A 15,551-nucleotide genomic window follows, 5' to 3' on the forward strand; every position below is an offset into this window, starting at 1 on the left:
CGAAAATAGAAAGCTGTGCTCGCTGAGGGATTTTAGTCTTCCTATGCTCTTAAACGGTCAAGCTACAATACCTGATTAAGCCGCTAAATTATCATTTATTGTTATATTTAATGAGATTTTTTTATCTATAGCATCAAGCAAATTGGAAATCTTTTTCTGTGTGCTAACATCAGGTAAAAACACCTGGCAACTTTTGATCTTGTCAGGGGAGGTATGCCTTATCTTTGTTTGCTGTGCTGCTGCACTTAATTGTCTTCTAACCACATCAGAGGAAATTAGGTAATAGCAGTATCCTTCATATAATTCATCAGATATACTTTTAATTAAAGCAATATCCCCACTTTGTACGTATTTATCAGACTCAGGTATTCTAGCTGTAGCCCCAAGCAATCCTATTACCTGTTCAGTGAGAGGTGTGATGATATCTCCCTTTTTTAAAATATATTCATCTTTAACAGGCCCAGTGTAATATAAGTTTTCCTTAGAAGTGTTGGATTTAAAGCCTCCCTCTTCTTTAAAATTTCCAAGAGTAAGCCTAACAAGACTTCCCTCATTTGAATAATATTCACCTGCTAAAGATGCCCCTCTTTTAACTTCAATAAGAGATTTAAGTTGACACTTTTTCATATTTTTATCCTATATACTTTCTGTGAGCAGCCTTAACATTGCTCTGCTTGACCATAGCGTAATGTAACGTTGTATCTATTCGCTGATGTCCGAGCAACTGCTGTAACTGCTCAATCGGCATTCCTTTATCAATGGCCACCGTTGCCAATGTTCGTCTAAACTTATGAGGATGAACTTTGTGTATATCCAACCTCTTACCAATTTCCCGAAATCTGCACTCCACGCCGCCAATCGTAATTCGTTCATATGGTGCCCGTAGAGATACAAAAAGAGCCGGATTATCGTCTGTCCTAGAATCCAAGTATTGTTGCAGATGTAATTTTGATCTGGCATCGAAATATACAATCCTCTCCTTGGAGCCTTTACCTAATACTACACATTCCCGTTCGGAAAAATCTATATCCTCTTTATTCAACAGAACCATTTCCCCTACGCGCATACCTGTTGACGAAAGCAGATCTATCATTGCCAAATCACGCAATTCATCACACTCATCACGCATCTTTTCAAGCTCTTCATCTGTAAAAGTTTCCTTTACGTTTTTTGCTGTCTTGACTTTGTGTATACGGCGTACAGGACTCTTAACAATGTAATCCTCATCCTCAAGCCAGGAGAAAAAGCTCGACAAGATCCTACGAATGTTATCTATCGTTACACGACTAGACTGACGCTTACTTTGATACTCCGTCAAGTATAAACGTAAATCTTCTGTAAGAATGCATGTTACACTTTTATCAACTGAAGAAACCAAAGAATCAATCGTAGAGCGGTAATACTTAAGCGACTTTTCTGAACAGCCTTCGATGCGTTTTGCCGAAATAAACTTATCAATTAAACCTTTACTATCTTCTTTCCTACAAGTTTCATCTATCGATTCCACGGTATAGTGTGAAAGAACCAATTCCAATACTTGTTTGAGAAACATCATCTTAGAATTATCAAGGTGCTGCAACATGGCCTGCAGAATTTCTGCCATTAATCTCTCATTCATAATCGTTCTCCTATAACAAATCTTATAAGAGAACGACATGGTAGCTAGGATCTTAAATTTCTAGCACTATCGAGACTGGGTAACCTCATCTAAATGATAATTTAGAGGTCTAATCAGTAATAGTTGCCTGACCGTTCATGAGAAGGGGGAGCAGCGTTTTACGTAAAGCATTTAATTTAGAATTTTCATTGAGATTGTCGGAAATCAACTTAATGGCTCCTTTTACTTTGGTTGAATATTCATTAATAATTTCGGTAGGGGGTAAAGCAACACTAAATTGCAGACATAACTCCGGGGTCATTCTTTTACGACTTCCTGTTGAGCTACTCGAACATTGAACCATGTATTTATTGAAGGCATAGCTGTTAAGAATACCAAACAGATATTCAATAGGAATATCTTTGGTTTGAAACGGAATAAATTCCGTGGAACAAATACTATCCTCTTCGGCGTTATTAATTAGCCAAACCCTTTTGAATTGGGGATTGAGTTTTGAAACGAGTATCATATTTGAAGAGACTTTGTATTTCGTGCTTCCTATTAATGAACCTAATTCAATATTCGGAAGTCGAAGTTCATCAAAAGAAGGAATACTGTAATGGCTATACTCAGTTTGGGGTTGAGGAATAACGGATTCTGAACTAATTGTGGCAATTCTTTTCAGAGGAACCACCTCCCAACCTTGAGGGATCATCTTTCGTAATTTTTGAGAAAAACACATCGCTCCATAATTGGACTTATACGGAATATTAGCCTTGTTAGGAAAGTCAAATTGCGAAAACCAAAAGTCATAGATAAGATCCAGATAATGAGATAAATTATCATTTAGATAAGGTTACGGAGGTCGTTAATTTTCCCTTGCTGAAGCCTGATTCAATAATTAGGCCTCAGCTAACACCTTTATATTTTTCGTTATTTTTCAATTATTTAGCTGACTATGAGGTGTATAGTTAAACCGTGGCTAATAAATGCTCTGGGTATAAGTGGTCTGACTCACGTATTTGCTTTGGTGTAAGTTGCTATATTTCTCAAAAAGCCTTATAAATCAAGGTTTTGAACATATTTTTACTACAGTTTGAGTTCGTATTAATTTCGTAGTGATACTAGAACAAGAAGGTTTCTATAGTCCTGAGGTTTGTGAAAGTTTTACTTAAATACAGGGGGCACCGGTTAAGTATAAAACTCAGGAAGTTTAATTTTTCCGTCACGCCGTGTGGAATGATGCGATCTAAGATTCGTTTTTTTCGACTTAGACATCGTTCCGTTACTGCATCACATGTTTTTCGTGTCGTTAAGTTTTCTTTCCTCTTTTCTGAAGCCAGGGCTTCATGTGTCTGTCGTAGAATTTTATGATCCAGTGCTTCAGAAGCAACCACGTGAATTTCATTTCTCCCTTAAGGGTATGAAGTTTAATTGCTGATGAACCGGCTCTTACCGTAAGTGATTTGGTGTCAACGGTAATGTTTTCAAAGGAAAGTTTTTTATCGAAATGGCGGACGCGGTTATTCCGATCAACTATGAAAATTCCCGTTATAAAGCATCCGTTACGTCCTGCGGTGTCAAATTTGAGGGTTGTGGTCGGTGTGAGTTTGTTTGTTTTTCTGGAAACAATGCCGTATCCCGGATTTTGTATGTCTCCCGTATAAACGGAGAGTTTTGCCGGAAGATACTGAACAAGTCTTACGGTAAATTCGTCATTTATTTTTAACAGTACTTCCTTGTCACTGGCAGAGATGATTTCAATACTTTCGTTCAGGTGAAACAGCTGGGAGTAGGTATGCCTTTTATCCGATGAAATTCTGTCATGGATAAAGGTCATGTCGTCAGCGGAAACAAATGATCTGCGAATGATTGTTCCTGTATAAAGTTTGTTGACCCCTTCAGTGAGGTCGTATTTTTTATTAAGTTCAGCATTATATATGATGACGTTGCATCTTACGTCATTAAGATACGGGACATAACTGAAGTTATCCACTGTTACTGTGTTATGAGCTAGGGCGGAAGTAAGATATTCTCTGTAGGCACTTTTGCCGTATCCGTAATATCCGCAGTCCGTAAAGATGTCCTTCCCCTTTGAATAAAGAACGAAAGAAAGATCGTCAGCATGTTTGTGGGTACGTGAACAGAACCCGCATTTAAACATTTTATACGTGCGGTTTACGCTGTCCTCTCCATCTGCGGTAGAACTTATGTAAAAGTACAGACCGCTTAAGGGGTAGAGTTTTTTGGTTGCTGTTGCAGGGGGAGCATGTTCTGTTCTATATGCTCCTGAGTCCCCCATCTGTACAAAATATCCGTTCGGCATGGTGAGCCATTTAAGATATTCTTCATAATTTCTCGAGTTTTTTCCTAGTCTGTAGCTCAGGGAATGCTTACCGTTGTCCGCCAGAAATTGCTGAATGCCCATGAACATTGTATAAACCATTTGGGCATACGATGATGAATTTTCCACGTGAACGTGTTCTCGGGTATATGATATTTCCTTTTGTTTTACCAGTCTATCGACCGCATGATTCAGCCATTCGTCATTTCCGGTAAGTACTCCAAGAAAGACCAGTGCGCGATCCTGCATAATTCCGTGATTGTTTGTCGGTGTGTAGTTGGAATCGTTTCTCAGCCATTCACCGTGATACAGAATGACGGAATACACCTTTTTCCGGTATTCAAGAGGAGCCTCTGTTCTGTGCAGTGCAAGAAGGAAAAGCAGCAGTACGAAAGTTCTCCCGGCAACGGTATGGTCTCCCCAGATAAAAATGTTTCCGAAAGAAAGATTTGGTGTTGAGGCAAAATTCAGCCATGAGTCGAACAGCCGTACGGCTTTTTTTATATAAAAATCCTTTCCTTCCTTTTCTTTTTCCGCAAGGCAGGCTTCGCAAAGGATGCACAGCGGATTCAGGGTGTGCAGGTACAGCTGATATGAATTGGGCTGACGGCTTACGGCAGTGTTCCAATCGATGTCGCTGAAGGACTTGCAGGTAACGGTATCCAGATTTTTATGAACGTAAATCAGTCCTTTGGAAATTTTATCGGCTATGAGTTTCGTTTTTTTGGCCGGAAAGTATGAGTGGGACGAATACAGGACAAACGGATAATGTCCGCTCAGGGCATCAATGAATCTGTTGAAAGTTTTATCATCCGGTTCTTTTTTTAAACAGGATGCAAAATTAATTTCCATATTTTTCATGGTATCCATTTATCGATTTGTTGTCCTATGCTGGTTATCCGATACTTTATACATGGCAAAACAGGCAGACATTATAACTTAATAATTCAGAAAATCATCAGTTTGCCGCGTCGGTTGAGGAAAAGGCCGTTTAAATGATAAAGACTTTAACGAAAGAAAAAGGCTTACTTTACTTTCATGACCTGTTTTGAATTCCTTTAAAAAGACTCATGAGAATGTGATTTTTTAAGGTTTTCCGCATACACGCATGTGGCTGTTGTCGGTAATTTTGGCGTTATGAGTGGAACTGTATGCTGAAATAAAAATTTTAATATTTATGATTAATGTTTTAAAATTAAATTTAAACCTGTAAAAAAAAATGATACATGTTGAAGCTTTGTATTAAAATTGTGAAGCCGATAACAAGTTTATTTTTGGTGCTGAAACAACCGTGTAATGCCGGACAGTTGTATGTAGCCGCTTTTTTTGAGCTTTTTTGAGTTTTGTATGAAGATTATAGTGATTGCGGGAACCCGACCAGAAGCCGTAAAACTGGCTCCCGTGGTTATGGAATTAAAAAAACATAAAGATATTACAACGGTAGTATGTAATTCGGGACAGCATCAGCAGATGATTGAGGATGCTTTTTCGGATTTCGGCATTGTTCCCGACATTTCCCTTAATGTCATGTGTCACGGTCAGTCTCTTGCCAGTCTGACTGCAAAACTGTTTACCGCCATTGATGAGGTTTTTGAAAGGGAAAAACCTGACTGGGTCATTGTTCAGGGGGACACCACCACTGTTATGGTGGGGGCAATGTGTGCTTTTTACCGTCATATCAGGATTGCGCACGTTGAAGCAGGATTAAGAAGTTACGACAAGTATGCTCCGTTCCCGGAAGAGGTAAACCGTCAGACCGTTACCAGAATTGCCGATCTTCATTTTGCACCTACCGGACTGGCATACAATAATCTCATTAAGGAAGGGATTTCTCCCGATAACGTATATATTACGGGCAATACCGTAATTGATGCTCTTATGTGGGTAAGGGATTACCTTAAGGATAAAAACGAATATCTGCATGAGGATGTCAGGAAAGCCGTTGAACAGGGGAAGAAAATCATTCTCGTAACCGGCCACAGAAGGGAAAATCAGGGCACCGGCCTTGTTGACATCTGTAATGCCATTAAACATCTGTCATACAAGTACATGGACTGTATTTTTGTTTATCCGGTTCATCTTAACCCTGTAGTTCAGAATACGGTAAGGGCAATACTCAGCAATCACGCAAGGGTAATGCTCCTTCCTCCGCTTTCGTATCTTCATTTTCAGGCTGTGCTCAACGTATCATATCTGGTACTGACGGATTCCGGCGGTATACAGGAGGAAGCTCCGGCTCTTTCCAAGCCTGTTCTCGTAATGAGGGAGGTTACCGAAAGACCAGAAGGAATTCAGGCGGGATGTGCAAGACTTGTGGGGTCTGGCACCGATGCCATAGTTGACGGGGTTTCTGAACTGATTGAGAATGCTGAAGAGTACAACAGAATGAAAAATGCCCAGAATCCGTACGGACACGGACATTCTTCTGAAAAAATCGTGAGTGCCATTCTTCGCGCGTCAGGGTATGAAACCAATCTGATGGCCGTATAGAATTTTCAGATAAACTTCCGTGCAGGTAAGTCAAAACCTGCACGGAACATGATATTTAAAAATAATAATAAATAATATAAGACTACTGAAATGGTAGCATAGGATAAAAAATGAAACTTTGTATCTGCGGATTAGGGTATATAGGACTGCCTACCGCCGCCATGTTTGCATCTCACGGAGTCAGTGTTCACGGGGTTGACGTAAACGTCCATGCCGTTGAAACAATTAACAAGGGAATGATTCATATTGTTGAACCGGGACTCGGTGAAGTTGTCAGACAGGCCGTGAAGGAAAACATGCTGAGCGCTTCAACCGAAGCGTGTGAAGCTGATGCATTCATAATCTGCGTACCGACACCTTTCAAAGGTGAATCTCATGAACCTGACCTCAGCTATGTTGAGTCAGCCACAGCCGAGATAGCTCAGTTTCTGAGAAAGGGAAATACGGTTATTCTTGAGTCAACCTCTCCGGTGGGAACAACCGAAAGGGTAGCCGAAATCCTCAGAGAAATGCGTCCGGATCTGGTAATGGCGTCTAAAAACACTGACGAATGTGACGTATTCATTGCATATTGTCCGGAAAGGGTTCTTCCGGGCAGGATCATGACTGAGCTTGTCGATAATGATCGCATTGTCGGAGGGATAAACAGGGTTTCCGCAGATAAGGCTTCTGACATATACGCGGTTTTTGTTAAGGGGGAACTCCTCAGAACCAATGCCAGAACCGCAGAAATGTCCAAGCTTACCGAAAATTCATTCAGGGACGTAAACATTGCTTTTGCCAATGAACTTTCCCTTATATGCGACAGACTGAACATTGACGTATGGGAACTGATAGCTCTTGCCAATCACCATCCACGCGTAAACATTCTTAATCCGGGCCCCGGAGTCGGCGGCCACTGCATAGCGGTGGATCCGTGGTTTATCGTCAGCAGGACTCCGGATCTGGCAAGGATTATTCATACCGCAAGACTTGTAAATGACGGAAAGCCTGAATGGGTGAAGCAGCAGGTAAGAAATGCCATAGCAAAGCTTAACAGACACTGTAACATTGCCTGTCTGGGACTTGCATTCAAACCTGACATAGACGACCTGAGAGAGAGTCCGTCAGTGTTCATTGCCCGTGATCTGGCGAAGGAATATCCGGGCTGTGTGATGGCAGTTGAACCAAACATAACCGAACTCCCGGAAATTTTTGACGGCACCGGTCTCAGACTGGTATCCGCTGAAGAGGCTCTGAAGGCTGATATCATTCTTCTTCTGGTAGACCATCGTGAGTTCAGGAGCATCAGCCCTGACTTTGATGAAAAGCAGATACTGATTGACACCAGAGGTCTGTGGCGGAAGTAGCGGTGCAGCATACGGCATGGCCCCCTGAAAAGTCGGGGACCATTGCTTTTTGATTTGAATTTAATAATTACAAGAATAACTGAAGAATAAAGGCGTATTAGTGAGTAAAAATAAAGATATAGCCGTTGTGGGCATGGCATTCAGATTCCCTGGAGGAATAAGGAACGAAGAGCAGTTCTGGTCTCTGGTAAACAGCGGAACCTGTGCAATTACCAAAATCCCGGCCTCAAGATGGCCAACGGATCTGTATCAGGATGATAATAAAAACGTTCCTGGAAGAAGCGTTACCTTCAATGCCGGTGTTCTGGATTCCATAAAGGAGTTTGAGCCGGCGTTTTTCGGTATTTCACCTAAAGAAGCCGAATGGATGGATCCGCAGCAGCGTCTTCTGCTGAAGGTTACTCACGAGTGTCTTGAAAACGCCAACATAAAAATCAGCGACTTTAAGGGCTCTGACTGCGGTGTTTATGCCGGCGTTTCATCCCTCGATTACTTCCTGCGTGCCGATGAGGACCTGCCTGCCGTTTCTCCTTATACCATGACGGGGAATACCTTAAGCATCGACGCCAACAGAATTTCCTATGTGTTTGATCTTCACGGTCCTTCGGTAACCATGGATACTGCATGTTCATCCACTCTGGTTACCCTGCATCACGCCTGTCAGGCCATAAGAAGCGGAGAGATCCCGTGTGCCATTGTTGCCGGTGCGCATCTTCTCCTCAGACCGTATTCTTTCGTAGGGTTCAGCAAGGCATCCATGCTTTCACCTACGGGAACATGCAGACCGTTTGACGAAAGGGCAAACGGCTATGTCCGTTCCGAAGGTGCGGCTGCTCTTCTGCTGAAGCCGCTGGAAGACGCTATAAGAGATCACAACAGAATTCATGCCGTAATCAAGGCTTCCGGCGTTAACACTGACGGTTCGCGCAAGAGCGGTCTTACAATTCCTTCGGAAACGGCTCAGTCCCAGCTCATGAAGCAGGTTCTTGAAAGAAGCGGTATTTCCGTTGATGATGTTGATTACATTGAGGCTCACGGTACCGGTACTCCGGTGGGTGATCCTATTGAAGTCCGTTCGATATCGTCCGTGTATGCCAAGGATCGTAACGGCAGACTCCCCGTTTCTTCCGTAAAGGCCAATCTTGGTCATATGGAACCGATGTCCGGTCTTGCAGGTATCGTCAAGGCTATTACCGTGTTAAAACACGGTACCGTTCCGCCGATTCCTTTTGATTTCAGACCGAGTCCGAAGATTGATTTTGACGGACTGAACATTCTCTGTTCTCAGGATGGTGTGAAGCTTTCCGATAAGCGCATTCATACCGGTGCCGTTAACTCATTCGGCTTCGGCGGTGCCAACGCCCATGTGATACTGCAGTCTTTTGACAATGATGCGGTATCGGAAATTGCTGATACCGAGAAGAACGGTTCAGTTCCTCCGCTTTTTATTTCCGCAAAAACCAAAGATTCCCTTAAGGAAATCGGTGAATCTTATGCCGATTTGTTAAGAAGCGGAAAGTATGATTACTATGACGTGGCATATACTGCGGTATATGGCAGGGATACATATGAGCACAGACTTGCCGTAACAGGTGCAGGTCAGGATGAGGTGCTTTCTTCACTTGATAACTGGCTTAAGACCGGAACCGATGTCAATGTGTTCAGTGCCTTAACCAAAAAGCCTTGTAAGAAGGTGGGTTTTGTATTTAACGGAAACGGCTCCCAGTATGTGGGAATGGGGCGCAGCATTTACCGTGAATGCCCGCTGTTTGCATCCGTGTTTGATGATCTTTCAGAAAGGATTGAGAAGTATCTTAACGTTTCGTTAAAGGATATTGTGTCCGGTAAAACCTCTGAAGAAGACTCTGTAAACGAAGCGGATCTCATTCAGGATACCAAGATTGCCCAGACTCTGATTTTTGCCATTCAGGTTGCCGTGTCAGCGGTGTTAGAAAAGGGCGGATTAAAGCCTGAAGCCGTTGTCGGCCACAGTATGGGGGAAATAGCCGCGGCTTATGTGGCAGGACTTCTCACCGTTGATGAGGCGGTTAAGGTTATCTGCATCCGCAGCATGCTGCAGGATCGTACCCGCGGTCACGGAAAAATGGCCGCCGTATCCGTATCCGAGAATGATTTCAATGCCGTCAGGGCGGAACTCGGTATTACCGACGTTGATGTTGCCGCCATAAATTCATCAGACAACATTACCGTTTCAGGCCGTACCGAAACCATTATCGCACTGAAGGAATATTATTCATCAAGGGGGGTGTTCTATAAGATTCTGGATGTTGATTATCCGTTCCACAGTTCTTTCATGAACGTTATTGAAAATGACGTGATGACTGATTTGTCCGATGTGGGAACCGTAAGCAAAGCTTCTTGCGGTACTGCCTTCTATTCCGCTGTTCTCGGAAGAAGGATTGAGGACGGATTCTCACTCAAGAATAACTACTGGTGGCATAACATAAGAGATAAGGTTCAGTTCTGGCAGGCTGTTAAGGCCATGACCGAAGACGGCTTCGATTATATCGTGGAAATAGGTTCCAATGCCATTCTGCAGCGCTACCTGCGTGATATCTCAAAGAAGTCAGGTGCTGATGCCAGGGTTGGTTCTACACTTCTTGTCAATAATGACGGTGTCCGCCGTATCAGACAGGTTGTCATGGATTATCACCTGTCAGCCGATGCCTCCGATAAGGGCATATTCTTCCCTAAGGCCGGCAGATTGGTGGAACTGCCTTACTACCCCTGGTCGGAAAAGGTATTTGAATATCATGAATCCTCTGAAAAGCGTCCTGATGAGTTCAGAATTTTCCCTCTCCTCGGCTGGAATATCCTTTCTGCTGACAGAACCTGGCAGAATGTTCTGGAACCGTCAAAATACGCACTGCTCCGTGATCACGTGGTAGACGGTGAATACGTTTATGCCGCCGCCGATTTTATCGAGACGGTGCTTGAAGGTGCGTCATGCGCAAATTCAGGTGAATGCATCAATATCGAACATCTCGACATTCTGAGTTCACTGGTGTTCGACGGCGAACACTACAAGTCCATGAGACTCCGCGTTGTTCCGGAAACAATGTCTTTTGACATATATTCAAGAGATTATCTCTCATTCGACGAATGGACCAGAAATGTCAAAGGTCGTCTTCTGACCACGGATGACGCCGCACTGAGAAATGCCGTAAACCTTTACGAAGCCAAAAAGAATGACGGGGAGAACAGCGTTTCTCCGGTTGTAGTGACGAGAGATGAAATCTACGCCATTACCGAAAGCCTTGGTCTTCATTACGGCGAACAGTTTGCTCTTACGGAAAGGGTGGAAATTCTTAATGACGTTCTGAAGATTCATCTCGATGGAAAAGCACTTAAGGCTCATTCCGAAAAATACATCATACATCCGGGAATTCTGGATGCCGGATTCCATTCCCTTTTCGCCATGAAACAGCTGAGTTCAGCCGATTCTGCTTACCTTCCGGTTAAATTCGGACGTATTTCCGTAATGAAGAATGCCGATGTTTCATATATCGTGGCAATGATTGAAAGAATCGGTGCGAGAAGCATTCTCGCATCATTCCGTCTGTTTAATGACGCGGATGAATGTGTCGGCATAATGGACAACTGCAGATTCAACATGATGCCTAAGACCGAAAACAGGTCCGCAGAAGAAGGTGTTGCTTCATGGCATTATGAGGCTGAAGCCGCTCCTCATGCGCTGAACGCATGTAAGGGAGTCGTCCGTTCAACTTCTGAAATCGTAAGCTTCCTTGAAGCCTGCGCCGACGACTCAGAAACTGTAAACGCTCAGGACAGAAAGAACTGGTATGAACGGATTATGCCGCTTATGGAACAGGCGGTACTGGCTTATTCCGTGGAAGCGGTAAAGGCCGTGGCTTCCGATGCCAGTGATTTTGCTAAGGCAGGAAGCGGTCCGCTTTACGGATATCTTACCGATCTGCTTTTAAAGCATAACCTCGTTAAGATCGCTGACGGAGTTCCGACGGATTTTGTAAGTCAGGATGATATTGGCACTGGTGACGAAATCATAAGATATGCCTATCATCTTGCACCTGAAGCCCTGCCGGATCTTCTTCCGGTTTACCGCGTGGGTAACAGACTTAAGGATCTTCTCGTGAACGGAGAAGCCTCTGACGGAGTATCCGCAGAAGATCTGAGGGGAGAGGAAAGAAACGGTTATTCTCTTCTCTATACCGGAATGAAGGCTGCCATGTCTTCATTCATAGCCGACGTAAGTCAGCGCACCGGGGCAGACGAAGGCGCTAAGTTCAGGGTGCTTGAAATCGGCAGCAACAGACTTAAGCTCGGAGAGCTTCTTGCTGACTGTTTTGCTGAAGGTTCCTGTGTTGAGGTTCTTGCCCTTAACGAAAAAGATATGGCCGAAGTCATTCCGTCCGAAAACGTCAGAAAGGTCAGGTTTGATCCTGAAACGTTTACGGTTGAAAGAGACGTGGCGGATCCGTACATCCCTCAGAAATACGATTTAATCGTGGTTCAGGAAGCTCTTTACAGGGCATCATCAGTGATTGAAGCCGTTGAAGGTCTTAAAAACATGCTGGCTTCAGGCGGTGTAATTGCCGTTCTTGAAAGACATTCAGACTGGTCTGCCAACATGTGCAGCGGTTTCGGTTCAGATTGGTGGTCTGAACGCAGTGACGGTAATGCCATAAGCCCTCTCAGAAGTCCTGAATACTGGAAGACTGTTTTTGAAAAGTCATTTAACGACGTTTCCGTATATCGTGAACCTGCCGCCTCCGAATACCGGATGGGCGCTTATCTCATGTTCGTAAGAAACAGCGATGAAATTTCATTAAGTGATGTTGCCGGCGGTGTTAAACATGCCTATGCCGTCATTTCTCCTGAAGGGAATTCTGTTCAGGCGGGATTCATTCGTAATGAACTTGCAGGACTCGGGGTTAAGGCGGATGTTATTGCTGCTGATGAAGACTCTTTAGACAGTCTGAACATCGCAGATTATGACAGCTTCGTGTTTGTTTCATCATGCGGACTGGCTTCGCACCAGTTACTTAATTCCATGTCAGAAAAGACAGGAATGACAGCCGCATCAGGTGATTCAACCGATATCAGTGATGCCCTCAGTGTTCTCACATCCGTTGCCAATAAGCTTAACGGCTATGCGCAGAAGAATGCCGGAGCCGGTGAAATAAATCTCTCAGTTGTTACCGTTAACGGTTCTTCTGTAAGAAACCAGATGCTTACTCATGAGACAGTTCCGGAACAGTCGGCACTCATCGGCCTTTCACGCGTAATCAGAAGTGAAGCTTCGGAGATTAACGTAAGAAGCATTGATCTGTCGTTTAAGGCAGAAACAGACACCGGTGCTGCTGAAGCATCTCTTCTGAAGGATTTACTGGTTCCTGACGGTTCCGATGAAGTCATTCTTTCCGGGGCTGAACGTTTCCGTACCGTAGTAAGAAGCTCTGAAAGTGAAAATGCTCCTGCGGATGCTTCCAATAATGTCGATAAGAGCGACGGCAGTAATTCTCTGATTTCCGAAAACTACTGTCTTGATTTCACAAGTCCCGGCAGATTAAGAAATCTCTGCTGGAAGAAAAAGACCGTTTCCGCACCAAAGGCCAATGAGGTTATTGTTGACGTTAAGGTAACGGGGCTTAACTTCAGGGACATCATGCTCACCATGGGCCTGGTTCCTGATGATGCTCTGGAAAACGGCTTCTCAGGTCCTGCTCTCGGTCTTGAATTTGCCGGTGTGGTTTCGGAAGTAGGTTCTGACGTCACCGAATACGTTAAGGGTGACAGGGTGCTCGGATTCGGTTCAGCCTGTTTTACCGATAAGCTGACCGTTCCTGAATATGCAATTGCCAGGATTCCTGACGAGTGGTCATTTGATGCCGCTGCCACTGCTCCCATAGTATTCTTTACCGCATGGTATGCCATTCACCACCTTTCAAGAATGGAAGAAGGCGAAAGCATTCTTATTCACGGTGCCGCAGGCGGCGTGGGCATTGCTGCCATTCAGATAGCACGTCATCTGGGGCTTAAGGTTTATGCAACCGCAGGTTCTCCTGAAAAGCGTGATTTCCTGAAGATGCTTGGTGTTGAACACATTTACAATTCCAGAAATCTCGATTTCCATGATGAGGTAATGAGGGATACAGGCGGTGTTGGTGTTAATGCCGTTCTTAACTGCCTGTCAGGTGAGGCCATGCGCGTGAGCATGTCCGTTCTTCAGCCGTTCGGCAGATTCATGGAACTCGGCAAGCGTGACTTCGTGGAAAATACCACCGTGGGATTACGCAGTCTTAAGGAAAACATCAGCTACTTTGCCATTGACGTGGATCAGCTCTTTAAGGTTTATCCAAAGCGCGCAAGGGAACTGTTCCATGAGGTAATCGGTCTCTTCGCCGAAGGGGAATTCACCCCGCTGCCGTTTACGAAGTTCAGTGATCGTGACGTTGTTAAGGCGTTCAAGTTCATGCAGCAGGGCGGACAGATTGGTAAGATTACCGTTGAAAGGACGGAACATTCCGCAACTGCCGGAACAGAAGCTGAACGTGGCGTATCTGAAAAATCCGGATCCTGCGAAGTATTCAGGGCTGATGATGTCTGGATGATTACGGGCGGTACCGGCGGTTTCGGTTTTGCAACAGCCCGTTATCTCATTGGTCAGGGGATTAAGAAGCTGGTACTGGTCTCCAGAAGCGGTATCAGGGATGAAAGCGTACTGGCTGAGCTTGAAGATCTTATTGTGGCCAACGGTCTGTCCGTTATCGTGGAAAAATGTGACGTTTCCTCAGCAGAGGACGTCAGGGCCTTGAGGGAGCGGCTTGATGACGCCGGCATTAGCGTAAACGGCATTATCCATGCCGCCGCGGTATTTGCTGATACCATGCTTCAGGCCATGAACCGTGAGCTTTATGCAGGGGTTATGAATCCTAAGTTTGTGGGAGCATGTAACCTTCACGAGGTGTTTAACTCCGAAGCACTGCGTAATTTTGTGGTGTATTCGTCAATATCTGTAGCCATCGGTAACATCGGTCAGGCAAATTACGTGTCCGCAAATTCAGGTCTTGAAGGTCTGACTGCCATGAGACAGGCACAGGGATTACCTTCCTGCTGTATTGAATGGGGCCCAATCAGTGATACCGGTTATTTAAGTTCAAGAACACAGATTAAGAAATCTCTCGAATCCGTGCTCGGTGCCGAGGCTCTCACGTGTGACGAGGCTCTGTCTCTGCTGCCTCAGGCATTAAGACGCGGCGGCGTGAACATATTTGCCAACCTTAACTGGGCGGGCGTTGCCGAAACTTCCGGCAGAATTTCGTCAAGAATCTATGATTTGGTTCAGAAGGATAAGTTAAGACTTAAGGATTTCGGTTCCGATGATCTGCTTTCCGTAATTGAAGGCAGAAGCCGTGAAGAGGCTATAGCCGTGATTTCCGACATGCTGGTATCTGAAATAGCCGATACCATGGGCCTAAGTTCCGATCAGATAGCAAAGGATCAGAACCTGCAGAGCATAGGTCTTGATTCGCTCATGGCAATGGAGCTTATCGTAAGCATTGAGAAGAAAACAAAGATTAAGCTTTCCGTGATGGCTTTCCAGGATAATCCTACGGTACTTAAACTAGCTGAAAAGATCTTCATGAAGATTAGCGGTAGTGAATCTTCCGACGGCGATGAACAGGGAACCGTAAGTCAGGTCATCTCGGCTCATGTCGATGAGGGGGAAAGAGACATCATCGGACGACAGTTAAATATGGGAAAGTAA

Annotated in this window: 7 protein-coding genes; 3 read left to right on the forward strand and 4 right to left on the reverse strand. The window is 44.4% G+C overall.

Going from position 1 to position 15,551, the window contains the following annotated elements:
* Positions 1–75: 75 nt before the first annotated feature.
* The 4 genes from QZU58_RS06685 to QZU58_RS06700 all read right to left on the reverse strand — a co-directional run bounded on the left by QZU58_RS06685 (position 76) and on the right by QZU58_RS06700 (position 4,793).
* Positions 76–627: a restriction endonuclease subunit S gene (locus tag QZU58_RS06685; RefSeq protein ID WP_294495781.1), complete on the reverse strand. Its 552-nt coding sequence runs from the start codon at positions 625–627 to the stop codon at positions 76–78.
* A gap of 4 nt (positions 628–631) precedes the next feature.
* Positions 632–1,618, reverse strand: a complete 987-nt coding sequence (gene xerA, locus QZU58_RS06690; RefSeq protein ID WP_294495782.1) for a site-specific tyrosine recombinase/integron integrase — start codon at positions 1,616–1,618, stop codon at positions 632–634.
* A 109-nt stretch (positions 1,619–1,727) separates the two neighbouring features.
* Positions 1,728–2,291 carry a hypothetical protein gene (locus QZU58_RS06695; protein WP_294495783.1) on the reverse strand — a complete coding sequence of 188 codons (564 nt, stop codon included), beginning with the start codon at positions 2,289–2,291 and terminating at the stop codon, positions 1,728–1,730.
* Between the two features lie 618 nt (positions 2,292–2,909).
* Positions 2,910–4,793 (reverse strand): heparinase II/III-family protein, encoded by a 1,884-nt coding sequence (locus tag QZU58_RS06700; RefSeq protein WP_294495784.1) that lies wholly within the window; start codon positions 4,791–4,793, stop codon positions 2,910–2,912.
* Between the two features lie 495 nt (positions 4,794–5,288).
* Here QZU58_RS06700 and wecB point away from each other — a divergent pair, with 495 nt between their 5' ends.
* From wecB to QZU58_RS06715, 3 genes are all read left to right on the forward strand, one after another.
* Positions 5,289–6,431 (forward strand): UDP-N-acetylglucosamine 2-epimerase (non-hydrolyzing), encoded by a 1,143-nt coding sequence (wecB, locus tag QZU58_RS06705; RefSeq protein WP_294495785.1) that lies wholly within the window; start codon positions 5,289–5,291, stop codon positions 6,429–6,431.
* 110 nt (positions 6,432–6,541) lie between these two features.
* Positions 6,542–7,780: a UDP-N-acetyl-D-mannosamine dehydrogenase gene (gene wecC, locus QZU58_RS06710; protein WP_294495786.1), complete on the forward strand. Its 1,239-nt coding sequence runs from the start codon at positions 6,542–6,544 to the stop codon at positions 7,778–7,780.
* Between the two features lie 100 nt (positions 7,781–7,880).
* Positions 7,881–15,551 (forward strand): type I polyketide synthase, encoded by a 7,671-nt coding sequence (locus QZU58_RS06715; RefSeq protein ID WP_294495787.1) that lies wholly within the window; start codon positions 7,881–7,883, stop codon positions 15,549–15,551.

This window comes from uncultured Ruminobacter sp. (assembly GCA_902764345.1).
Lineage (GTDB): Bacteria > Pseudomonadota > Gammaproteobacteria > Enterobacterales > Succinivibrionaceae > Ruminobacter.